Source organism: Streptomyces flaveus (assembly GCF_014647675.1).
Classification (GTDB): domain Bacteria; phylum Actinomycetota; class Actinomycetes; order Streptomycetales; family Streptomycetaceae; genus Streptomyces; species Streptomyces flaveus.
The window spans coordinates 121,914-144,517 of record NZ_BMPQ01000017.1 but is presented as its reverse complement, the minus strand read 5'-3'; the positions used below and the strand labels follow the sequence as shown (position 1 = coordinate 144,517).

At 70.4% G+C, this 22,604-nt stretch carries 20 protein-coding genes and 1 pseudogene; 8 read left to right on the top strand and 13 right to left on the bottom strand.

The window, feature by feature from the left end; all coding sequences use genetic code 11:
- Positions 1-4 precede the first annotated feature (4 nt).
- Positions 5-1,003, bottom strand: a complete 999-nt coding sequence (locus IEZ21_RS28955) for a TAXI family TRAP transporter solute-binding subunit (protein WP_189324818.1) — start codon at positions 1,001-1,003, stop codon at positions 5-7.
- Positions 1,004-1,139: 136 nt separating this feature from the next.
- Here IEZ21_RS28955 and miaB point away from each other — a divergent pair, with 136 nt between their 5' ends.
- Both miaB and IEZ21_RS28945 read left to right on the top strand, forming a co-directional pair.
- The gene (gene miaB, locus IEZ21_RS28950; RefSeq protein ID WP_189324817.1) at positions 1,140-2,627 is read left to right on the top strand and encodes a tRNA (N6-isopentenyl adenosine(37)-C2)-methylthiotransferase MiaB; all 1,488 of its coding nucleotides are present in this window, start codon (positions 1,140-1,142) and stop codon (positions 2,625-2,627) included.
- A 218-nt stretch (positions 2,628-2,845) separates the two neighbouring features.
- The gene (locus IEZ21_RS28945) at positions 2,846-3,589 is read left to right on the top strand and encodes a class III extradiol dioxygenase subunit B-like domain-containing protein (RefSeq protein WP_189324816.1); all 744 of its coding nucleotides are present in this window, start codon (positions 2,846-2,848) and stop codon (positions 3,587-3,589) included.
- A gap of 302 nt (positions 3,590-3,891) precedes the next feature.
- On the opposite strand, the gene IEZ21_RS28940 is transcribed toward IEZ21_RS28945, so the two are convergent.
- Both IEZ21_RS28940 and IEZ21_RS48650 read right to left on the bottom strand, forming a co-directional pair.
- Entirely contained in the window at positions 3,892-4,167 is a 276-nt protein-coding gene (locus tag IEZ21_RS28940; RefSeq protein WP_189324815.1) for an antitoxin, read from the bottom strand.
- A 24-nt stretch (positions 4,168-4,191) separates the two neighbouring features.
- Positions 4,192-4,383 (bottom strand): gliding motility protein, encoded by a 192-nt coding sequence (locus tag IEZ21_RS48650; RefSeq protein ID WP_308429653.1) that lies wholly within the window; start codon positions 4,381-4,383, stop codon positions 4,192-4,194.
- 290 nt (positions 4,384-4,673) lie between these two features.
- Here IEZ21_RS48650 and miaA point away from each other — a divergent pair, with 290 nt between their 5' ends.
- The 6 genes from miaA to hflX all read left to right on the top strand — a co-directional run bounded on the left by miaA (position 4,674) and on the right by hflX (position 12,809).
- Positions 4,674-5,612, top strand: coding sequence for a tRNA (adenosine(37)-N6)-dimethylallyltransferase MiaA (gene miaA, locus IEZ21_RS28930; RefSeq protein ID WP_189324813.1), 939 nt, complete (start codon positions 4,674-4,676; stop codon positions 5,610-5,612).
- A gap of 108 nt (positions 5,613-5,720) precedes the next feature.
- Complete coding sequence (locus IEZ21_RS28925; RefSeq protein ID WP_033318902.1) at positions 5,721-6,218, top strand: hypothetical protein; 498 nt, start codon at positions 5,721-5,723, stop codon at positions 6,216-6,218.
- A 47-nt stretch (positions 6,219-6,265) separates the two neighbouring features.
- On the top strand, positions 6,266-7,135 hold the full coding sequence (gene dapF, locus IEZ21_RS28920) for a diaminopimelate epimerase (protein ID WP_189324812.1): 870 nt from the start codon (positions 6,266-6,268) through the stop codon (positions 7,133-7,135).
- A gap of 168 nt (positions 7,136-7,303) precedes the next feature.
- The gene (locus IEZ21_RS28915) at positions 7,304-9,460 is read left to right on the top strand and encodes a RelA/SpoT family protein (protein ID WP_189324811.1); all 2,157 of its coding nucleotides are present in this window, start codon (positions 7,304-7,306) and stop codon (positions 9,458-9,460) included.
- 90 nt (positions 9,461-9,550) lie between these two features.
- Positions 9,551-11,092, top strand: coding sequence for a M1 family metallopeptidase (locus tag IEZ21_RS28910; protein WP_189324810.1), 1,542 nt, complete (start codon positions 9,551-9,553; stop codon positions 11,090-11,092).
- 223 nt (positions 11,093-11,315) lie between these two features.
- Complete coding sequence (gene hflX, locus IEZ21_RS28905; RefSeq protein WP_189324809.1) at positions 11,316-12,809, top strand: GTPase HflX; 1,494 nt, start codon at positions 11,316-11,318, stop codon at positions 12,807-12,809.
- Positions 12,810-12,907: 98 nt separating this feature from the next.
- Here the strand turns inward: hflX and IEZ21_RS28900 are convergent, their stop codons facing one another.
- The 10 genes and pseudogenes from IEZ21_RS28900 to IEZ21_RS28855 form a co-directional block, all read right to left on the bottom strand.
- On the bottom strand, positions 12,908-14,152 hold the full coding sequence (locus IEZ21_RS28900; protein WP_189324808.1) for a trypsin-like serine peptidase: 1,245 nt from the start codon (positions 14,150-14,152) through the stop codon (positions 12,908-12,910).
- 327 nt (positions 14,153-14,479) lie between these two features.
- Entirely contained in the window at positions 14,480-14,899 is a 420-nt protein-coding gene (locus tag IEZ21_RS28895; RefSeq protein WP_189324807.1) for a nuclear transport factor 2 family protein, read from the bottom strand.
- Between the two features lie 140 nt (positions 14,900-15,039).
- Entirely contained in the window at positions 15,040-15,846 is an 807-nt protein-coding gene (locus IEZ21_RS28890; protein WP_189324806.1) for an MBL fold metallo-hydrolase, read from the bottom strand.
- 55 nt (positions 15,847-15,901) lie between these two features.
- Positions 15,902-16,525, bottom strand: coding sequence for a DsbA family protein (locus tag IEZ21_RS28885; RefSeq protein ID WP_189324805.1), 624 nt, complete (start codon positions 16,523-16,525; stop codon positions 15,902-15,904).
- Between the two features lie 193 nt (positions 16,526-16,718).
- Positions 16,719-17,162 carry a MarR family winged helix-turn-helix transcriptional regulator gene (locus tag IEZ21_RS28880; RefSeq protein WP_245685230.1) on the bottom strand — a complete coding sequence of 148 codons (444 nt, stop codon included), beginning with the start codon at positions 17,160-17,162 and terminating at the stop codon, positions 16,719-16,721.
- Positions 17,066-17,437: pseudogene (locus IEZ21_RS47855) on the bottom strand (CocE/NonD family hydrolase C-terminal non-catalytic domain-containing protein); the annotation flags it as partial. The gene IEZ21_RS28880 and the pseudogene IEZ21_RS47855, both read right to left, overlap by 97 nt.
- Positions 17,438-17,471: 34 nt before the next feature.
- Positions 17,472-18,653, bottom strand: coding sequence for a cytochrome P450 (locus tag IEZ21_RS28870; protein ID WP_189324804.1), 1,182 nt, complete (start codon positions 18,651-18,653; stop codon positions 17,472-17,474).
- 45 nt (positions 18,654-18,698) lie between these two features.
- Positions 18,699-19,802, bottom strand: a complete 1,104-nt coding sequence (locus tag IEZ21_RS28865) for an NAD(P)/FAD-dependent oxidoreductase (protein ID WP_189324803.1) — start codon at positions 19,800-19,802, stop codon at positions 18,699-18,701.
- Entirely contained in the window at positions 19,799-19,993 is a 195-nt protein-coding gene (locus IEZ21_RS28860; RefSeq protein WP_189324802.1) for a ferredoxin, read from the bottom strand. Before IEZ21_RS28860 ends, IEZ21_RS28865 begins: the two co-directional genes overlap by 4 nt.
- Positions 19,994-20,038: 45 nt before the next feature.
- On the bottom strand, positions 20,039-22,342 hold the full coding sequence (locus IEZ21_RS28855) for an ATP-binding protein (RefSeq protein WP_189324801.1): 2,304 nt from the start codon (positions 22,340-22,342) through the stop codon (positions 20,039-20,041).
- Positions 22,343-22,604: the final 262 nt, after the last annotated feature.

The window sequence follows — 22,604 nt, the reverse complement described above, 5'->3', positions numbered from 1 at the left end:
GCCGCTATGGCTTCACCGAGCGGTAATAGCGCTGCGCGCCCTCGTGCAGGTCCAAGGGGTCGGTGTAGATCGCCGTCCGGAGGTCCACGAGTTGCGCCGCGTGTACCTCGCCGCCGATGTGGTCGCGGCTGTCGATCACCGTACGGGTCAGCCCCTCGGTCAGCTTCGCGTCGGTGTCGGCCCGCGTGATGAGCAGGTTCGCCACCGCCACCGTGGGCACGGCACGGCCCGCCTGGGCCCTGGGGTAGGCGTCCGCGGGCATCAGGGCAGCCCTGTAGTAGCGCGACTCCTTGCCCTGCTTGTGCAGCTCCTCGACGATGTCTTCACCGATCGGGACCAGTCTGATGTCGAAGTCGGTCGAGAGGTCGGTCACGGCACTCGTCGGGAGTCCGCCGGACCAGAAGAAGGCGTCGATCTCGCCCTCCTCGAGCAGCTCCGGCGCGGTCCCTATGCCGTCGGGCACCGGCGTGATGTCCTTCTCCAGGTCGATGCCGGCCGCGTCGAGCACATGTTCCGCGATCAGCCGCACTCCGGAGCCGGGCGGCCCCACGGCCACCTTCTTGCCCCGCAGTCCCTTGATGGAGTCCACGGAGGACGTGCGTGGGACGACCACGTGCACATAGTCGTCGTACAGCCGCGCGCAGCCGCGCAGTTGGTCCGCGCCCGGCCCGTTCGCCAGCTTGTACTTCTCCACCGCGTCGGCCGCCGCGATCGTGAACTGGGCCTGCCCGGTGGCGACCCACTCCACGTTCTGCTGCGACCCCTCGCTGCTTTCCAGTTTCACGTTCAGGCGGGGCATGTCATCCGCCAGCTCCTTCTGCAGCAGCTCCCCATAGCGCTGGTAGACCCCGTTCCGCGCCCCCGTGCTGAAGGACACCGTCCCGCCCGGCGAGCTCTCGCCCAGGGGCAGCAGCCACCACAACAGCAGCCCGAAGACCACGAAGGCGGCTGCCGAACCCTGCAGGGCGCGGGCACGGCCGATATGGGGGAGCGCCTGGAACATGCCGCGATCCTGCCAGCTCACCGACGGCGATGACCAGGGCCGGGCTCATGGAGCGCCCTGCACGCGCGCGTGCAGGCTGTACGGCCCGGAATACCCGGCAACGCGCGCGTGGGGACCCCGTACTCTGGTGTACGAGATGAGCGCGAAGACTTACGAGGTGCGCACCTACGGGTGCCAGATGAACGTCCACGACTCCGAGCGGCTTTCCGGGCTGCTGGAGGACGCCGGCTACGTACGTGCGCCCGAGGGGGCGGACGGGGACGCGGATGTCGTCGTCTTCAACACGTGCGCCGTGCGGGAGAACGCCGACAACCGCCTGTACGGCAATCTCGGCCGCCTCGCGCCGATGAAGTCGAAGCGGCCCGGGATGCAGATCGCCGTCGGCGGCTGTCTCGCGCAGAAGGACCGCGACACCATCGTGAAGAAGGCGCCCTGGGTGGACGTCGTCTTCGGGACGCACAACATCGGCAAGCTGCCCGTCCTCCTGGAGCGCGCCCGCGTACAGGAAGAGGCGCAGGTCGAGATCGCCGAGTCGCTCGAGGCGTTCCCGTCGACGCTGCCGACCCGCCGCGAGAGCGCGTACGCCGCGTGGGTCTCGATCTCCGTCGGCTGCAACAACACCTGCACGTTCTGCATCGTCCCGGCGCTGCGCGGCAAGGAGAAGGACCGCAGGACCGGCGACATCCTCGCCGAGATCGAGGCGCTGGTCGGCGAAGGCGTCTCCGAGATCACGCTGTTGGGGCAGAACGTAAACGCTTACGGCTCCGACATAGGCGACCGCGAGGCCTTCAGCAAGTTGCTGCGGGCCTGCGGGAAGATCGAGGGCCTGGAGCGCGTCCGCTTCACCTCGCCGCATCCGCGCGACTTCACCGACGACGTGATCGCCGCGATGGCCGAGACGCCGAACGTCATGCCGCAGCTCCACATGCCGCTGCAGTCCGGCTCCGACCCCGTCCTGAAGGCGATGCGCCGCTCGTACCGGCAGGAGCGGTACCTCGGGATCATCGAGAAGGTCCGGGCCGCGATCCCGCACGCCGCGATCACCACCGACATCATCGTGGGCTTCCCCGGAGAGACCGAGGAGGACTTCGAGCAGACTCTGCACGTGGTCCGTGAGGCCCGCTTCGCGCAAGCGTTTACGTTCCAGTACTCCAAGCGCCCCGGAACCCCGGCGGCCACCATGGAGAACCAGATCCCCAAGAAGGTTGTGCAGGCGCGGTACGAGCGTCTTGTCGCGCTCCAGGAGGAGATCTCCTGGGAGGAGAACAAGAAGCAGGTCGGCCGCACCCTGGAGCTGATGGTCGCCGAGGGCGAGGGCCGCAAGGACGGTGCCACGCATCGCCTCTCCGGCCGCGCCCCCGACAACCGCCTGGTGCACTTCACCAAGCCCGACGCCGAGGTCCGTCCCGGCGACGTGGTCACCGTGGAGATCACCTACGCCGCCCCGCACCACCTGCTCGCCGAGGGCGCCGTCCTCGATGTGCGCCGCACGCGCGCGGGGGATGCCTGGGAGAAGCGCAACGCGACCGAGACCGCGAAGCCTGCGGGCGTGATGCTCGGGCTGCCGGCCGTGGGAGTCCCGGCGCCGCTGCCGGCCCCCACAGGGGGCTGCTCCGCACACTGATGGAGGCCCGGGCGGGCGCAGGCTCGCGGAGACCGACTGTACCTACAAGTCGGGGCGGCGCGGGCGGCGCAGGCGTATCCATCGCTACCTCCGCTACCTCGGTGGTGACGCCTACTACGTGTACGTCCAGGGCGCTGTGTTCACGCACGAGATGATGCTCCGGGCCGCCGAGCTGATCTGGAACTCCGACGGGGAACCGCGGCAGTAGGCTGGCGATCATGCTGGTCGCCGCCGCTGTCTGCCCCTGCCCGCCGCTGCTCGTACCCGAGGTCGCCGCGGGCGCGGCGCCCGAGCTGGACACCGCGCGCGCGGCATGCGCGGATGCCCTGGGAGTACTGGCCGCCGCCCACCCTGACCGGCTCGTGGTCGTCGGCCCTGCCGAGCGGAGCGGGCAGGGGCTGTATCCGGAGGGCGCGCGGGGGTCGTTCCGCGGGTTCGGCGTGGACCTCGAGGTGCGTCTGGGCATTGACCCCGGTGTCGGTCCGGGCGGAGGCAGGCCGGATTCGACCGCGCCGGAGCGTGAGCTTCCGGCCTCGCTCGCCGTCGCCGCCTGGCTGCTGCGACGAACGGACTGGTCACACGCTCCCGTGGAAGGTCTCGGTGTGGGGGAACCTCTCGCGGCCGAGCGGTGTATTCAGAGTGGAAGGGAAATCGTCGCGCGGGCCGAGAGGGTGGCACTGCTGGTGATGGGCGACGCCAGCGCGTGCCGGTCGCTCAAGGCGCCGGGGTATCTGGACGAGCGGGCGGCGGGTTTCGACGCGAGGGTCGCGCATGCGCTGGCGGCGGCGGATGTGGCGGCACTCAAGGCGCTGGACGCCGAGCTGGCCCACGAATTGATGGCCTCCGGCCGGGCGCCCTGGCAGGTGCTGGCGGGCGCGGCCGAGGGCGCGGGGCTCAGCGGCGCCCTGCTGTACGAGGACGCGCCTTATGGCGTGGGGTACTTGGTGGCGGCCTGGTCGTAGGTGCGAGGTGACGGGCGCGGCCGTAGCGGGCGCGGCTACGGCCGGCGTAGGCCAAGGGCGTCCGGGCCGGAGCCGAGCCCGGCGCTGAGCCGCAAGCGGGCGCTGAGCCCCGGGACGGCGCTGATCTCGGCGCGTCGGAGCCGGCGAACGCGCGGAGTGCCATCCCCGGCTCTCCCGGTGGGCTCGCTCCACATGCGACTACCTGTGTCGCTTACCGGGCGTCGGCCAACTGCACGGCCAACAACACGGCGGACGGCCCGGAGCCCCAAGCGCTCCCTGACCGTCCGCCGAAGTGCCGTCTTTCAGGATGCCGAGGGCGATGGCGGTGCGGGTGGTGGAGGTGTCGCGCCGCCCTCCCTCCCGTCACCCTCCTTGTGCGCGAGCCGGTCCAGGGCACCCTTGGCTTTGCCCGTGCCCGTCTGGATCTTGTCGCTGTACTTGCCCTTGGTCTTCTTGTCGGCCAGCTTCGCGGCCTTGTCGAGACCCTGTTCGATCTTGCCCCCGTGCTGCTGCGCGAGGTGCGAGACCTTTCCCTTGGTGGGCGTGAGTTTGGTCTTCAGGCTCTCGAGGAGACCCATGGTGCACCTTCCCTCGCGGGACAGTTACTTGTGGGCGCTCTCGTCGGCCTCGCTGTCGGCCGCCTCCTCGGCGGACTGCTGCTTGGGGATCTCGACGCCGTCCGACGCCTCGCTCTCGGTGGACTCCGCCGACTTCTCCGCGGCCTCGGATTCGCTCTCGGCCGACTCCTCAGCTTCCTTCGCCGCTTCCGTTGCTTCCTCCGTGTCAGCCTTCACGTCGGGTTCGACCGTCTGGGTGTCGGCCTGCGCCTCAGTGGTTGACGCCTCCTCCGACCCCTTGGACTTAGGCTTATCTTTCCGAAGAAGCCGTGCAAAAACGCCCATATCGTCTCCATACCCTACTCGTGTGGGCGAAATTCCGTGCCGCCCGGTGCGTCTCATTGCGTCGCCCGGGTCGCCGGTCCTCAAAACCGGCGGCTGGAACCTCGCAACAGGCAACGACCCCGGATCCGTGGCGTCACGTAACTCGTTCGAGGAGAGGCCCCGAGGTTTGCGAGACTGTTGCGGTGAGTAGTGCAGCTCCCGCCCCGCGGGTCATCGCCGTCGTCGGTCCCACCGCGGCCGGAAAGTCCGATCTGGGAGTTCAGCTGGCCCAGCAACTCGGCGGCGAGATCGTCAACGCCGATTCCATGCAGCTCTACCGGGGGATGGATATCGGTACCGCCAAGCTGACGCCCGAGGAGCGTCGAGGCATCCCGCATCACCTCCTGGACATCTGGGACGTGACGGTGACCGCGAGCGTGGCCGAGTACCAGCGGCTCGCGCGCGCCCGTATCGACGCCCTCCTTGCCGAGGGACGCTGGCCGATCCTCGTGGGCGGCTCCGGCCTGTATGTCCGGGGGGCCGTCGACAACCTGGAGTTTCCGGGTACGGATCCCGAAGTGCGGGCCCGCCTGGAGGAGGAGCTGACTCTGCGCGGCTCGGGTGCCCTGCACGCCCGGCTGGCCGCCGCCGATCCCGAGGCGGCCCACGCGATTCTGCCCAGCAACGGACGACGGATCGTCCGCGCCCTCGAAGTCATCGAGATCACCGGCAAGCCCTTCACCGCCAACCTGCCCGGCCATGACTCCATCTACGACACCGTGCAGATCGGCGTCGACGTGGCGCGCCCCGAACTCGACGACCGCATCACCCGCCGGGTGGACCGCATGTGGGACGAAGGACTCGTCGACGAGGTACGCGCGCTGGAGGCGCGAGGCTTGCGTGAGGGGCGTACGGCATCGCGGGCGCTCGGCTACCAGCAGGTTCTGGCGTCCCTGTCCGGGGAGTGCACCGACGACGAGGCGCGGGCCGAAACCGTACGCGCCACCAAGCGCTTCGCGCGCCGTCAGGATTCCTGGTTCAGGCGCGATCCGCGGGTGCATTGGCTCAGTGGGGCCGCGGCGGATCTCACGGAACTTCCCCGGCACGCCCTGACATTGGTCGAACGACCGGTTACAGCCTGATCACGTCATGGCATCGGGACGCTCCGCCCGTCATCCCGGCCTCTGCCACCGTGCCATCATCGAGCTTCGATCGACCAAGTGGAGTCCGAGTTGGGAGGGCGCGTGGCGATGGAGGCCGGCCCTCGCGACACCGCACAAGGCACGGAGCACGACACCGTAAGGGATCAGCAGGATCCGGACGGGGACCGACTGAGCCCCGACGGACCCGACGAAACCCCGGGCGGCGTGACCGCCGACGGACCCGGGCCCGACGAGATGTTCGCGGAGCCCGAGGTCGAGGTCGAGCTGCGTCCGCAGCGCCGACTGCGGATCTGGCAGCTCGCGCCCATCGTGGGCCTGGCCGCGCTCGGCTCCCTGATGTTCGCCTTCCCGCTGGCGTTCGACTTCGGCGACAGCGGGGCCATGATCGCCATGCTCGGCCTGCTGATCTCCTCCTGCGCCGCGGGCTGGGGCATGATGGCCGCCCGTCGCGTCGGCTACACCTGGCCCGGCCTGCCGCAGCGCGGTTCCGGCCGTCGCCCGGACTGGCGGGTCGTGATCGCGTACGCCGTGATCGTCGCCCTCGTCGTCGTCCTCGCCGTGTGGCGGGTGGCCCGCCTGCGCTGAGGCCCAGCCCGGACCGCGGTGTCGTACCCACCCCGTACGATCGAGGAATGAGCACGCGGATCGCCTTCCTCAAGGGGCACGGGACCGAGAACGACTTCGTGATCGTCCCCGACCCCGAGAACGCCATCGACCTGCCTCCGGCCGCCGTCGCCGCCCTCTGCGACCGCCGCGCGGGCATCGGCGGAGACGGTCTGCTGCATGTCGTACGGTCCGCCGCGCACCCCGAGGCCAAGGAGATGGCCGCCGAGGCGGAGTGGTTCATGGACTACCGCAACGGCGACGGCTCGATCGCGGAGATGTGCGGCAACGGAGTGCGGGTGTTCGCGCGCTACCTCCAGCGCGCCGGACAGGTGACCGAAGGGGACATCGCGGTCGCCACGCGCGGGGGCGTGAAGAGGGTGCACATCGCCAAGGAGGGCGACATCACCGTCGGCATGGGCAAGGCGCTCCTCCCCGAAGGGGCCATCACCGTGAGCGTCGGTGAGCGCAGCTGGCCCGCGCGCAACGTGAACATGGGCAATCCGCACGCGGTCGCCTTCGTGGACGACCTCGGCCACGCCGGAGACCTGTTCGCACCCCCGTTGTTCAGCCCGGCATCCGCCTACCCGGACGGGGTGAACGTCGAGTTCGTCGTCGACCGCGGCCCCCGGCACATCGCCCTGCGCGTGCACGAGCGCGGCGCCGGCGAGACCCGCTCGTGCGGCACGGGCGCATGTGCCGTCGCGGTGGCGGCGGCGAGACGGGACGGCGCCGATCCCGCCGTGACCCGCACCCCGGCCACGTACACCGTCGATGTGCCCGGCGGACGCCTGGTGATCACCGAGCGGCCCGACGGCGAGATCGAGATGACCGGACCCGCGGTGATCGTCGCCGAGGGCGAGATCGACGCCGAGTGGCTCAAAACCGTAAACCCCTGAACCATCGCTCGAATGGGTGATCCGTTTCACGCTCGGCGTGAGGCGGTCAGCCGAGCGTGTTGGGCTCGGTAGCATCAAGCACCGGCCCGGACGGGGGAACGACATCATCCCCAGAGCCGTGTACGCCATGGGGCGCCCCGTCCGTCGGTCCAGCAGCCGGAGGTGCCCATGAGTGCGGAGGCCACGAACCCCGCGACGCCCGGCCCGATCGCGCCCGAGGCGCATCGCAGGAGGAGTCGCCCGCGCATCGATCTGCGCCGCCTCGGCCGAGCCGCGCTCCTGGGGTCCGCGGGCCGCGGCAGGCTGCCCGATGCGATCAGCCACGTGGTCGAGGCCCATCGCGCCCACCACCCCGACGCCGACCTGGAGCCACTGCGCCGGGCGTACGTCCTCGCCGAGTCCTCGCACCGCGGCCAGATGCGCAAGAGCGGCGAGCCCTACATCACGCACCCGCTCGCCGTGACCCTGATCCTCGCCGAACTCGGCGCGGAGACCACGACGTTGACGGCTTCTCTGCTCCACGACACCGTCGAGGACACAGAGGTGACGCTCGACCAGGTGCGGGAGGAGTTCGGCGAGGAGGTCCGCTATCTCGTCGACGGCGTCACGAAACTGGAGAAGGTCGACTACGGAGCGGCCGCCGAGCCGGAAACGTTCCGCAAGATGCTCGTCGCCACCGGCAACGACGTACGCGTGATGTCGATCAAACTCGCCGACCGGCTGCACAACATGCGCACCCTGGGCGTCATGCGCCCCGAGAAGCAGGCCCGTATCGCCAAGGTGACCAGGGACGTGCTGATCCCGCTCGCCGAGCGGCTCGGCGTCCAGGCGCTCAAGACCGAGCTCGAGGACCTCGTCTTCGCGATCCTGCACCCCGAGGAGTACGAGCGCACCAGGGGGCTCATCGTCGACAACGCGGCGCGCCCCGACGATCCCCTCGCGGAGATCGCGGAAGAGGTGCGCAAAATCCTGCGTGAGGCCGGGCTGCAGGCCGAAGTCCTCATCCGGCCACGGCACTTGGTCTCCCTGCACCGCACCTCCCGCAAGCGCGGCCGACTGCGCGGCGTCGACTTCGGGCGCCTCCTGGTGCTCGTGAACGAGGACGCCGACTGCTACGGAGTGCTCGGCGAACTGCACACCTGCCTCACGCCGGTGGTCTCGGAGTTCAAGGACTTCATCGCCGTCCCCAAGTTCAACCTGTACCAGTCGCTGCACACGGCCGTCGCCCTACCCCAGGCTCGAACAGACTCGCCCGGGGGCACCCCCATGGCAGGCCAGGTCGCCGAAGTCCTCATCCGCACACACCAGATGCACAAGGTCGCCGAGGCCGGCGTCATCGCACTCGGCAATCCCTATGCTTCTCCTACGGAGGAGCAACTGGACAGTGACGGCGAGCGCGTCGACCCCACCCGCCCCGGCTGGCTCTCCCGCCTCCTCGACTGGCAGGAGGCCGCGCCGGATCCCGACACGTTCTGGTCCACGCTGCGCGAAGATCTCGCCCAGGACCGGGAGATCACCGTTTTACGTCCCGATGGCGGCACGATCGGGCTGCCCGCGGGCGCGAGCTGCGTGGACGCCGCGTATGCGCAGTACGGCGAGGACGCGCACGCCTGCATGGGCGCGCGCGTCAACGGCCGCCTGGCGACGCTGAGTACGGTCCTGAGGGACGGTGACACCGTGCAACTGCTCATGGGCCAGGACGCGTCCTCGGAGCCCTCCAGGGAGTGGCTGGAGCATGCGCGTACGCCCGCCGCGCGCATCGCCATCCAGCGTTGGCTCGCCACGCATCCCTCGCCCGACGCCACACCGGACGCGGAGATCTCCGTCGCGCCCCTCAGACCGCCCGTCGACAGCTCTGCCGCGCCGCCCTCCGGCGCGAACGCCGTCGTGGACGAGCCCGGTGCGACCGTACGGCTCGCGGGCTGCTGTACGCCCGTACCGCCCGACGCGGTCACCGGCTTCGTCGTGCGCGGGGGAGTGGTGACGGTGCATCGCGTGGAGTGCGCCGTGGTGGCGCGCATGAAGGACGCGGGGCGCAAGGAGGTCGACGTGCGCTGGGGTGACACCACGGAGTGCCGTGTCACGTTGGTCGCCGAGTCCTTCGGGCGGCCGCATCTGCTCGCCGACCTGACCGAAGCCATCGCCCTGGAGGGTGTCGCCATCGTCTCGGCGACTGTCGAACCCCCCAGCCAGCAGCGCGTACGCCACACCTACACGCTCCAACTCCCGGACGCCGCACACCTTCCCGCACTTATGCGGGCGATGCGCAACGTGCCGGGTGTGTACGACGTGGGCCGGGCCCAGCACCAGGCGGCGACTCCGTAGCAGGTCATCAGCAGGTCATCGGCCACCCGTTCGAGTGTGTGCGGCGCGAGTCGTCACCGCACACCGAACGGGCGCTGATAGCCGTGGTCCATGCCGCTCACCTCCAGGACCCCGGCTCCGCGCCCGAAGGCCCACAGACCGCTCCGTACGGCGTTGCTGGCCGCCTCCTCCTCGCTCTGCCTCATCGCCGCGAGCGGTCCCGCGCCGGCGGAGCCGCTCGGCATCGGCGACCGCCTCTTCCCGCACCTGGGCAACCCCGGGTACGACGTCATGGCGTACGACCTCGCCTTCACCTACTCCGGCAACAACAGCGAGCCGCTGCCGGCCGTCACCACGATCGACGCACGGGCGACAGACTGGTTGAAGCAGGTCAATCTTGACTACTCGCACGGAACGGTGCGATCCGTCGAGGTCAACGGCGTGCCCGCGGAGTTCCGCGGCGCGGGGGAGGACCTGGTGGTCACGCTCGCGAAGCGGCTGGCGCCCGGCAGCCGGATGCGGATCACTGTGGGCCACGACAGCGACCCGACGCCCGGGAAGGACGTGAAGAGCGGCTGGGTGCGGACCGAGGACGGGCTCGCCATGGCCAACCAGATCGATGCCGCGCACCGGGTCTTCCCGGGCAACGACCACCCCTCCGACAAGGCGATCTTCACGATCCGCGTCACCGCGCCCAACGGCTACACGGCCGTGGCGAACGGACTGCCGCTGGGCGCGGTCCGCCGTGCGAGGGCCACCACCTGGGCGTACCGAACCGAGCACCCCATGGCCACCGAACTCACCCAGGTGTCCATCGGCCGCTCCTTCGTGGTGCACAGGGGCGGCCCTGCCGGTCTCCCCGTACGCGATGTGGTGCCCTCCAAGGACCGCAAGAAGCTGGAGCCCTGGCTCAAGAAGACGCCCGGGCAGATCGCCTGGATGGAGCGGAAGATCGGCCGCTACCCCTTCGAGACGTACGGGCTGCTGATCGCCGAGGCGCGGACCGGCTTCGAACTCGAGACACAAACGCTCTCTCTCTTCGAGAGAGAGCTCTTCACACGTCCTGAGTTCTCGAAGTGGTACGTCGAGTCGATCATGGTGCATGAGCTGGCACACCAGTGGTTCGGCAACAGCGTCACCCCGCGCACCTGGTCCGACCTGTGGCTGAGCGAAGGACACGCCACCTGGTACGAGGCCCTGTACGCGGAAGAGACGGCGGACGAGCCCCTCGAGACACGGATGCGTGAGGCCTACGGGGCGTCCGACACCTGGCGGACCGCCGGAGGCCCGCCCGCGGCGCCCAAGGCCCCCGAGCCCGGCCGGAAGATGAGCATCTTCAGGCCGAACCTCTACGGCGGCAGCGCCCTGGTCCTGTACGCGCTGCGCCAGGAGATCGGCCGCCCGGCCTTCGAGCGGCTGGAGCGGACCTGGGTGCGGATCCACCGTGACGGCACCGCGACGACCGCGGACTTCGAGCGCCTCGCCTCGGCCGTCGCGGAGCGCGATCTGAGCGCGTTCTTCAAGGCCTGGCTGCACGGCAAGAAGACCCCGCCCATGCCGGGACACCCGGACTGGCGCAGCGTCGCACCCGCCGAGAAGGGCGCGAAGCACGCGCCACAGTCCTCGACACCTCAGATCGAGAGCCGCCGGTGACTCAGAAATCGAGAGCCGTCGACAACAGAGCCGTCGATAACCCAGATGACGAGACGGGCGCGCCGTGCAACCATCATCAGGTCGACGACGCGGCACCCCGGGTCTCCGGCATGATCCGCCGGACGGACTCCAGAGCCGGGAATCTCCCGGCGGCTCCGCACGTTGTATCAAGTGACGGACCACAGTTCGTCGCCCCATAGATTCCCATCGACGTAAGGACCCAATGACCTCCTCTTCTTCCCCTTCCCAGGACAAGCAGAGCCTCGCGCAGAACAGCCCCGAACGCCTTCGGGCCGATGCCCTGATGGAAGAGGACGTCGCCTGGAGCCATGCGATCGACGGCGAGTGGGACGGCGACCAGTTCGACCGCTCCGACCGCGCGGCACTGCGCCGAGTCGCAGGCCTCTCCACCGAGCTCGAGGACGTCACCGAGGTCGAGTACCGACAGCTGCGTCTTGAGCGAGTCGTGCTCGTCGGGGTGTGGACCTCGGGAACCGCGGCCGACGCGGACAACTCCCTCGCGGAGCTGGCCGCACTCGCGGAGACCGCGGGCGCTCTGGTGCTCGACGGCGTGATCCAGCGCCGCGACAAGGCGGACCCGGCCACGTACATCGGCTCCGGCAAGGCCAACGAGCTGCGTGACATCGTGCTCGAGACCGGCGCGGACACCGTCATCTGTGACGGTGAGCTCTCGCCGGGCCAGCTGATCCACCTCGAAGACGTCGTCAAGGTCAAGGTGATCGACCGGACCGCCCTGATCCTCGACATCTTCGCCCAGCACGCCAAGTCCCGAGAGGGCAAGGCACAGGTCGCGCTCGCGCAGATGCAGTACATGCTGCCGCGGCTGCGAGGCTGGGGTCAGTCGCTGTCCCGTCAGATGGGCGGCGGCAAGGGCGGCGGCCTCGCCACCCGTGGTCCCGGTGAGACCAAGATCGAGACGGACCGGCGCCGTATCCGCGAGAAGATGGCGAAGATGCGCCGGGAGATCGCGGGCATGAAGGCCGGCCGCGACATCCAGCGCCGGGAGCGCCGTCGCAAGAAGGTGCCCTCGGTCGCCATCGCCGGCTACACCAACGCGGGCAAGTCCTCGCTGCTGAACCGGCTGACAGGCGCGGGCGTCCTGGTCGAGAACGCGCTGTTCGCGACCCTCGACCCGACCGTGCGCCGGGCCGAGACACCCACCGGGCGGCTCTACACGCTGGCGGACACCGTCGGATTCGTACGACACCTGCCGCACCACCTCGTCGAGGCGTTCCGCTCCACGATGGAGGAGGTCGGCGACTCCGACCTGATCCTGCACGTGGTCGACGGCGCCCACCCGGCGCCGGAGGAGCAGCTGGCCGCCGTGCGCGAGGTCATCCGTGACGTGGGCGCGACGGACGTACCCGAGATCGTGGTGATCAACAAGGCGGACGCGGCCGATCCGCTGGTGCTTCAGCGGCTGCTGCGGATCGAGAAGCGCTCCATCGCGGTCTCGGCCCGTACGGGCCAGGGCATCGACGAGCTGCTCGCGCTGATCGACGTCGAACTGCCGCACCCCGCAGTTGAGTTGGAGGTGCTCGTGCCTTACACGCACGGCCGACTCGTCGCCCGCGCCTACACCGACGGCGAGGTGATCTCCGAGGAGCACACCCCGGAGGGCACGCTGCTGAAGGTACGGGTGCACGAGGAACTGGCGGCTGAGCTGGCACCGTACGTTCCGGCGCCCGCCGTCTGAACACGGAGCCACACGGAGCTCCGCTGATCCGGAGAGCTTCACATGATGAAGGCCCGACCCCTATGAGAGGGGGCGGGCCTTCACACGTCAGCGTGCGGTCACTGCCCCGCGAACTTCTCGCTCACCGCGTCGTAGATCCCCTTGGCCTCCGTGCCCAGGTGCGGGCCCGCCAGCCAGCCCGCGGTCACCGGGCCGATCGAGGTGTTGGACACCAGCGCGGGCTTGCCGTCGGAGCCCTTCGCCACCCAGCCGCCGCCGGACGAACCGCCGGTCATCGTGCAGCCGATGCGGTACATCGTCGGGTCGGACTTGGCGAGTGAGAGCCGGCCCGGCTCGTCCTCGCACTGGTGCATCGTCTCGCCGTCGAACGGCTTCGCGGCCGGGTAACCCGTCGCCGTGATCGTGCCGACCTCGGACACGGCAGGGGCGTCGAATTCCACCGGAAGGGCCGAACCGACCGTCTCCTCCAGGGACTTGCCGCCACTGCCCTCCTCCGGCGTCACATGAATGACGGCGAAGTCGTACGAGGCACCCTGGCCACCTGTCGCGCCGCCCTGCTCGATCCACTGGTCCGAGGTCTGCACCCAGTCACCCCACCAGACGCCGTACGGAGCGACCTCCTCCTGGGTGGCGTTCGTGAGCTCCGCCGCCGACTTGGCGTCGTTGTTGTACGAGGGCACGAAGGCGATGTTGCGGTACCAGCCGCCCGCCTTGCCGGCGTGCACGCAGTGGCCCGCGGTCCACACGAGGTTGGACTTGCCCGGGTTGGCCGGGTCCTCGACGACGGTCGCCGAGCAGACCATCGTGCCCTCGGGGGAGTCGAAGAACACCTTGCCCGCCTCGGGGGCGTTGTCGTGGTACGCCGCCTGCACGGGCTGCGCGTCCACGGGTGCCGGCTCCGGGTCGGTGACGCCCTGGTCACCGGCGAGGTCGCTCTCGTCGACGCCCTTGCCCTGGTCCGGGTCCTCGGCCTCGCGCATACGGTCCGGGTCCCACAGGTCCTCGATGATCGGGTTGACGAAGTCGCCGGCCTCGCGCAGCCAGTCGTCCTTGTCCCAGTTCTTCCAGGCGCCGCCCTTCCACTGGTCCAGGTCGATCCCGTGCTCCTTGAGCCTGTCCTGGATGTCGTCCGGGATGTCGTCCGGGATCTGGATCTTGTCGTCGCCGCCGGTGGCCGCGGGGGCGGACGCGTCGCCGCCCGCGTTCGTGTCACCGCCCGAGTCACAAGCGGTGGCCGTCAGGGCCAGTGCGGTGGCCAGTCCGACCGCCGCCAGCACGGGGGAGGGCCCGCGGCGCGTGCTCCTCCCTCGACGGGCGGCGAAGAGCGGGCGTATGGATCGCATGGTGTAACTCCCCCTGGACGTAAGAGAACGCTGGCTGCCATATGCAGCTTCGTACGGAACTGCCGCCCCGGACTTGCCTGGAGGGGACCGGTTCGGCCGTTCAACTGGGATCGCTGAACGGCACCAAAGACTATGCCGTCGCTGTGGGGGACTTCCGATGGAACGGCAACGGTTTCGCTACGGGGCCCTCTGATCCGGCGATCCTCCGGCGATCTTGTCCAGGACGAAGTGCGGGGGCCCCTCTTCTGACCGATATTCAGCAGCGTCGGAGCCGCGTACAGCGGTGGACGTCATCCGCTGCGATGCCGACCTCCAGGTGAAGGCGTGTCAGGCGGCCATGGCATCACGGACTTTGGCGGTGTCCACGAACTGCTCGAAGCGGACGATGAGGCCGCCGCGGACGATGAAGTGGTGGGCGACGCGGACGTTGATGTCCTTGCCGGTGGCCTTGTTGGTGGCGGTGTAGCGGGCCAGCACCACGACGTTCTCGCCGTCGACGACGTAGGTGTCGTCGTGGGCGGTCCAGTCGTCCCAGTCCTTGGCCAGCTGTTCCATGACGGCGGAGGTGACGCCCTCGGGGGTGCGGTAGGTGCCGGCCAGCGGGAAGCCCGCCATCTCGGTCCACTCCACGTCGTCGGCCAGGGTGGCCCGCAGTGCCTCGAGGTCGCCGTGGGCGGAGGCGAGGTACTGGCGCCGCACCACGTCGGCGGGGGCGGTGGAGGCGTGGAAGCCGGTCGTCTCGGTCACGGTGGTGGCCTTTCTGGTGGTGTGGGCCAGGAGGAACAGCGCCGGTGAGGAGCTGGGTCGGCGGCGTAGGTGGCTGGGGGGTGGGGCGGTCCGGTGCCGGGTGGGGGCGCCCGGCGCCGGACCGCCGGGAAGGGGCGGGATCAGCCCCAGGTCATTTCGCCCTTGGCGACCTTGGCGCCGAGCTGGGCCGCGATGAGCATGCCGGCGTCCGGGTAACGGGCGATCAGCGCCTTGGTGAGGGCCTCGCCGCTGTCGGCCTTGGCCAGTTCAGCCTCGAACGCGGTGAGGTAGTCACGGGTGTAGGAGATCGGGCTCGCGTCGAGGGTGGTGGTGGGCAGCCGGTGACCGGGGACGGCGAAGGCCGGGTCCAGGGCCGTCATCTCATCCAGCAGCTCGATCCATACGGCGCGGGACTCAGGCGTGGCGGTGTCGGCGACCCAGACGTGCTCGTTCTGGAAGAGGAGCACGCCGGCGACGATCGCCCGGTGCTCGGCCTGCCACAGGTAGTGGCGGTCGGGCAGGCCGGGGTGGCCGCCCTTGAGCTGGAAGACGTGGCCCTCGAAGGTGATGTCGCCGGTCAGTTCGGCCGGCTCGACCAGCCGGGTGGGGCGGTTGACGCCAACCGGCTCCCAGGCCTTGAGCTTGCCCTCGTACGCGTCCCGGATGTGCTCGATGACCAGCGGGGTGGCGAAGAGTTCGGCCTGGGGGAAGGCGTCGGCGACGACCTCGGCGCCCCAGTAGAAGTCGGGGTCGGCGTGGCTGATGAAGACCTTGGTCAGCGTCTTGCCGGAGTCGAGGATCTCTGCGACCAGGCGGTGGCCGTCCGCGCGGGTGAACCCGGCGTCGATCAGGAAGGCCTCCTCCTCGCCGGTGATCAGGGTGGCGGTCTTGTTCTTCGAGCCGACGGGGAAGTCCAGGTCGATGACCTTGAAATCGAGGGTGCTCATGGTGATTCCTTCCATGGGAGAGGGGTGACGAACGAGGGGAGCGGGGAGCAGGCGGTCAGGACACGGAGGTGAGTGCGTCCAGGCGCCGGCTGATCTCCTCGGCGGTGGCATGGCCGACGGCCAGGACCGTGGTGCTGTGGTCGCCTGTGACGGCCAGCAGGGTGGGAAAGCTGTCCACGCCCAGACCGGCCGCTCGTACGAAGTCGTCCTGCGCGGCGGCGGCCGACTCCGGCGCGGTGAACGCGCCGACGACGCTGTCCGCCTCCAGACCGGCCGCTTCGGCGAGTGCCCGATAGGTGGCCGGGTCGGACAGGCTCAGGCCGTCCACGTAGAACGCGTGCTGCAGCGCGGCGGCCAGTTCCACGGTGCGGTCGGGCGCGACCTGCCGCAACGCGGTCACACCCCGCGCGGCGGCCTCGGAGTCCATCACGAACGAGCCGTCCGCGATCAGCCGCTGGTAACCGGCTCCGAACTCCGCCCCGGTCAGCTCGCTGATCTTGGCGTTGGCGCCCTGGACGTATCCGAACTCGCGGATCGGCACCCGGCGCGAGCCCGTGAACAGGCCACCGGACACCACGTCCACCTCCAGGTCGGGGCGCCGTCGCACCACCTCGGCCAAGGTCGACGCGAAACCGTGCGACCAGCCGCAGTAGGCGTCGAAGACGTAGACGAGCTTCATGAGGATGGGCCTCTCGGTTACCGGATCCGCCTTCCGCGGACCTTCGACTGAGACAACAGTATCTGACGTGTCAGATATTTCCTCACGGTGAAACTCATCGATCCACCTCGGCATTACCAGCCCCAGCCCCAGCCCCAGCCCCAGCCCGGGCACCGGTGCCCGGGCTGGGGCTGGGGCTGGTGGTCCACTCGGCTCAGCGCAGGCGGGGCAGCGCGTCGCGCGCCGAGAAGCTCAGCGTCCGCAGATCGCGCGTGAACTGCTCTCGGTGCTCCGGGGGCAGCTGGTCGAGGAAGAGCCGCTGCACGTTCTCGGCATGCAGGCGGGCCGCCCGCACCGCGGTCTCCTCTCCGAGCCGGGTCAGTCTGACCAGCCGTCCCCGGCGGTCTCCCGGATTCTCGTCGCGGGCCACCAGACCCGCTGCCTCCATCCGGTCCACCAGCCGTGTCACGCCGCCCGTGGTGAGGACCCGCTCCTGTGCGATGGCCCGCATCGACATTCCAGGCTCTCCTGCCCGGCCCAGAATCAGCAGCACCTCGAACATCAGGTGGCTGATCCCGCACTCCTTCTCGATGGCCCGCCCCAGGATGTACTCCAGCCGGTTCGCGGCTCCCTGCAGCCAGCCGAAGGCCAGTACCAGCTTGTCGTTCGCCGCCTGCTCGGCCGTCGTGATCTGCGAGTCCCGTGCCACCGGCCCACCCTTTCCCACCTGTTAGTCGTGGCGCAGACGCGCCGTTGACCATCATCTCGTGCACGCGAGATGAGCGGGGCCCTGCTGGTACGTGGTGGAACCCTCGCGGTCATGCCTTGGCGCCGGCCTGCCACGGGGAAGTCGCCGCTGGAGACCTGGACGCGGATGTGGTGGCCGCGCTCGAAGCGGCACGCCGTGGGCCACAGCCGTACAGATCTCGGCGCCGACTGCCCCGGCCGCCTTGAGGGCGTACGCGGCTCAGTGGATGCGTACGGGCAGACTCTGGAAGCCGCGGGTGATGTTGTTCAGGGCGCGGACCGGTTCGCCGGTCAGTTCGATCCGTTGTACGCGGGCGGCCAGGGCCTTGAGGACGGCATGCGTTTCGAGGCGGGCGAGGCCCTGGCCGGCGCAGGCGTGGTTGCCGTAGCCGAAGCCGAGGTGGTCGACGGGGTTGCGGCGGATGTCGAAGCGGTCGGGGTCGGGGAAGTGCCGCTCGTCGCGGTTGGCCGCGCCGTAGCTGTGCAGGACGCGGGCGCCCGCCGGGATCACCGCTCCTTCGCCGAGATCCACCTCGCGGGTGGTGGTCCGGGAGAAGACCTGGATGGGGCTTTCGATCCGTACGATCTCGTTGAACGCGGCGGGCACCAGCGAGGGTTCGGAGCGCAGCAGGTCCCACTGCTCGGGGTGGCGGGCGAACAGCCACATGCTGCTGGAGATCGTGCTGATGGTGGTGTCGAAGGCGGCCACCACATAGCCCGCGAGCAGGCCGATCGCCCCTTCGACGGGGATCTGGCCCGCCTTGTGGGCCTCCAGCAGGGTCCAGCCGAAGCCGCCGGGTACGAGGTTCTCCTTGGCGACGACCTCGGCGAGGTAGCCCATGAGGGCCTCGACCTTCGGTACCGAGGCAGCCGTACGCGGACAGGCCGGTCCGGCGGAGTCGAACCAGCCCGCGGCCATGTCGAGCAGCTGGTCGCGGCCTTCCGTCGGCCAGCCGATCAGGTCCATGATCACGTGGACGGGGAGGTCCTGGGCCAGGTCCGTGACGGCGTCGAAGGAACCCCGCGTCACCAGATCCGCGGCCAGCTGGTCGGCCCGGCGGTCGATGTCCGCGGCGACCGGGCGCAGCGCGCGCGGGGAGAGCCGGTCGGTGAACAGCTTGCGCTGCTCGGTCTGTGCGGGCGGGTCCATGTTGATCAGGGCGCTGCCCCAGGCGTCGTTGAAGCCGTCGTTGAGGCCGATGCCCCGGCCGGAGGAGAAGGTCTCCCAGTCGCCGAGGGCCGAACGCACCTGCTCGTAGCGGGAGATGAACCACAGGCCGTGGCGGGTCAGGTGGACGGCCGGGCCCAGATCGCGCAGCGCTTTGTAGTGGGGGTACGGGTCGGTGAGCGCCTCGTCGCTGAAGAGGTCGAGGTCGGAGGTCAGGGGCGTGGTGGTGGTCATGGAGATCTCCTTTGATCGTGGGAATCGTGGGAAAGGACGCAGGTGTCACGCGGCGAGCGCGCGCAGACGGCCCACCGGAATGCGGTGGTTGAGGGCGGCGGCCACCGGGTGGGCCGGGTGGTCCCAGCGCAGCAGGGCGGAGAGCTCGGCCACCGAGCCCTTGAGCACGGTCGGCTCTCCGGCGGCGGGCAGGGTTCCGGCGAGCTTGACGGCCAGGCCGAACGCCTCGGTCCAGAAGTACGGCTGCGGGGTGTACGGCGCTGCCGCGTCCCCGTGCAGCAGGGCGGCGACGCCCGCCCGTGCCTGGCCGATCGCGCTGTCCCAGTGCGGGGTGCGCCGGAAGCGGCCGTCGCCGGTGGGGAAGGCGGCGACGTCGCCGACGGCGACGACATCCGGGACGGTGGTCCGGCAGTGCTCGTCGACGACGACCCCGCCGAGCAGGGTCACTCCGGAGCCCTCCAGCCATTCGGTGTTGGGGCGGCAGCCCACGGCGGTCACGACGAGATCGGCCTCCAGCCGCCTGCCGTCGGCGAGTTGAGCACCGTACGGCCGCGGAGCCACGCCGTCCGGGGCCACGACCGTACGCACGCCCCGCTCTCGCGTGGCCCGGCCGAACAGCCCGGCGAGGAAGGGCCCCAGCGTGGTCAGGAAGGGCTCCCGGACGTCGACGACGGTGACGTCCAGACCGAGGTCGGCGGCAGCAGAGGCGATCTCCATGCCCAGGAAGCCGCCGCCGACCACCAACAGGCTTGCGGCCTTGGCGAGTTCGGTGCGCAGGCGCAAGGCGTCGTCCAGCGTGCGCAGAACGAGCCCGTGCTCTCCCAGGGTGCGGGCCCGCGCCCCGGTGGCGATGACGAGCTTGTCGTACGGGATCTCCTCGCCGTCCGCCACCCGCACCCGCCGGGTGTCCGGATCCAGGCCGGTGGCGCGCGTGCCGGTCAGGACCTCGACGTCACCGCCGAGCTGCGGGAGCAGGACATCGCCGGCGTCCTCCGTACCCTTCAGCACGCCCTTGGACAGCGGCGGCCGGGTGTACGCGGCCTGCGCCTCCTCGCCGATGAGGGTGATCGCCCCGTCCCAGCCCCGCGCCCTCAGTTCGTCGACGGCGGTCACTCCGGCGAGCGAGCCGCCGACCACCACCGCCCTCATCGGCCGATCCTCAGCGCCGCCACGGGACAGGCCCGAGTGGCCGCCTCGGCCTTCTCCGACAGCTCGTCGGGGACCTCGGCCACCAGGACGGTGACCACGCCGTCGTCGTCGAGCCCGAAGACCTCGGGCGCGGCCTGCTCGCAGAATCCGAAGCCGTCACAGCGGCTCCCGTCCACCTCGATGTGCACCATGCCGACCACCATCGGCGCGGGGCACGCCCGGGGATACGGGTGGAACTACGGGGTGGGTACCTGATTCACCTGCTCCGGATTCCCCCGCTGCTGCTTCTGCGCCACCCACGCCGCGATCTGCGTACGAGAGCCGAAGCCGAGCTTGGCCAGGATGTGCTCCACGTGGCCGTCGACCGTGCGCGGCGACAGCACCAGGGCGGCGGCGATACGGCGGTTGCTCATCCCCTGGGCCACCAGCGCGGCCACCTCGCGCTCCCGGCGGGTCAGCGGACCGGGCCCGGGCTGCGACTCGGTGCCGGTACCGGGGGCCGGCCGACTGTCGAGGGCGTAGACGATGGCTCGCGCGGGCCGGTCGTGCCGGCCGCCCTCGGCGAGGGCCTTCTCGTACGCCTCCGGGCCCAGGGCCGCTACGACCATCCGCTCGCACTGCTCGTGCCGGTCCGCCAGGTGCGGGCCGAACGCCGCGATGGTCGTGCCGATGTCCCGCCACAGGGGCCGAACAGCTCCCAGCAGTCGCGCCGCCCGCTCGTGGTCGCCCCCGGAGGCGGTGATCCAGGCCAGCAGCTCCATCATCAGCGCCGTACCGGCGTAGTCGTTGAAGCCCCGTTGGATGTCGAGACCGGCCCGCGTCAGGGCCGCACCCGACTCCGGGTCGCCGCGCACCCAGGCGTCGTGGCCGAGCGCCCACAGCGCGTAGGAGCGGCACCACCGCTCGCCGTGCGCCTCGGCGGCGGCCACCGCGCGCCGCCCGGTTCGCTCGGCCTGCGGGTCGGCCATGTGGGCCTGTGCCACGGCGAGTTGGAACAGAGAGAACAGGGCTCCCGGACCGTCGCCCACCGCCTCGTGCGCGGCCACCGCCCGCTCGTACGAGGACACGGCCTCCGCCAGATGCCCCCGGAACAGCGCCGACGTGCCCCTGAAGCCCTGGACGTACGCCCCCACCACCGGGTCCTCCAGCCGGGCGCCCAGCTCCCCGGCCTCCGCCAGCGCCCGGTCCGCGGAAGGATGGTCGCCCTGGAGCAGGGCGGCCCAGGCGGCCACCCACAGTGCTCTGGCCCGGGCGGGGGTCGGCTCGGGGGCAGTCTGAAGCGCCCGGTCCAGCCAGCGCCGCCCTTCGCCGAGGAACCCGTCGGCGCACCAGTGGAACCGCAGCGCGGCGACCAGCGCCAGGGCCGTCTGCGGATCGCTGTGCTCCAGCGCCGTACGGAGATTGCCGTGCTCGGCGCGCAGCCGGGCCAGGCCCTCCTCCTGGCCGGTGCCGTACCACCCCTCGGCGATCCGCTCGGCGAGCCGGCGATAGAAGTCGCGGTGCCGGGCTCGTATCCGCTCCTCCTCGCCGGACTCGGTGAGCCGCTGTCCGCCGTACTGGCGGATGGTCTCCAGCAGCCAGTAGCGCGGCTGGCCCTCCCGCTCGGTGATGAGGACGACGGACTGGGCGACCAGCCGGTCGAGCAGATCCAGCACGTCCCGGGGCGTGATGCCGTCCCCCGCGCACACGGCTTCGGTGGCGTCCAGGCCGAAGCCGCCGGCGAAGACGGACAGCCGGTTCCACAGCAGCCGCTCGTCGGGCGCGCACAGCTCGTAGCTCCAGTCGATGAGTGCGCGCAGGGTCCGCTGGCGGGGGCGGGCGGTCCGGCTGCCGCCGGTGAGCAGGGCGAAGCGGTCCTCCAGCCGGTTGGCCACCTGGTCGACGGAGAGGGTACGCAGCCGGGAGGCGGCCAGCTCGATGGCCAGCGGCAGCCCGTCCAGGTGGGCGCACAGCCGGGTGACGGCGGCCCGGTTGGCGTCGGTGACCTCGAACTCCGGTCGGCAGGCCGCGGCCCGGTCCCGCAGCAGCTCCACCGCCTCGTCCGGCACGGACAGCGGCGCGACAGTGAAGACGTGCTCCCCGACGATGCCGAGGGTCTGCCTGCTCGTGGTGAGGATGCGCAGGCCGGGGGCAGCCGACAGCAGCGTGTCGGCCAACTCGGCACAGGCGTCGACCAGATGCTCGCAGTTGTCCAGCACGATCAGGCACTGGCGCGTGGCCAGGAACCCCGCGAGCTGCTCGATCACGGGCCTGGCCGACAGATCGGGCACGCCGAGAGCGGTGGCGGCGACCCCCGGCACCGTCGCAGGGTTCTGCACCGGGGCGAGATCCACCAGCCACACCCCGTCCGCGAAGCCCTTCCGCACGGCCGCGGCCACCTCCAGCGCCAGCCGCGTCTTGCCCACCCCGCCCACTCCGGTCAGCGTCAGCAGCCTCGCCGCGCCGAGGCGGCGGCGGATCTCGGCGATGTCCTGCCGTCTGCCCACGAACGTCGTGAAGGCCGCCGGCAGGTTTCCCGGGCCCTGTTTGGTGCTGCTCACACGCCAACGCTAAGGAAACCTGTCGATCGACGGCAAGCCCTGAGCAGGCAACACGGTCGGCAACGCACCTTCGCATCGACCAACTCCCTTACACCTAAGGCCAGTCGACCCACCCCGACCAGTAGCGAGCGCGACTGCCGGCGCGCTTTACTTGCGTCAAGCAATTTTCGAGAGGCTATTGCTTGACTTAGGCAAGCGCTCGTACGGTAGATCCATGACCGCACCGCCTGGCATCCGTGAGAAACCCTCGCCCACGTCCCGC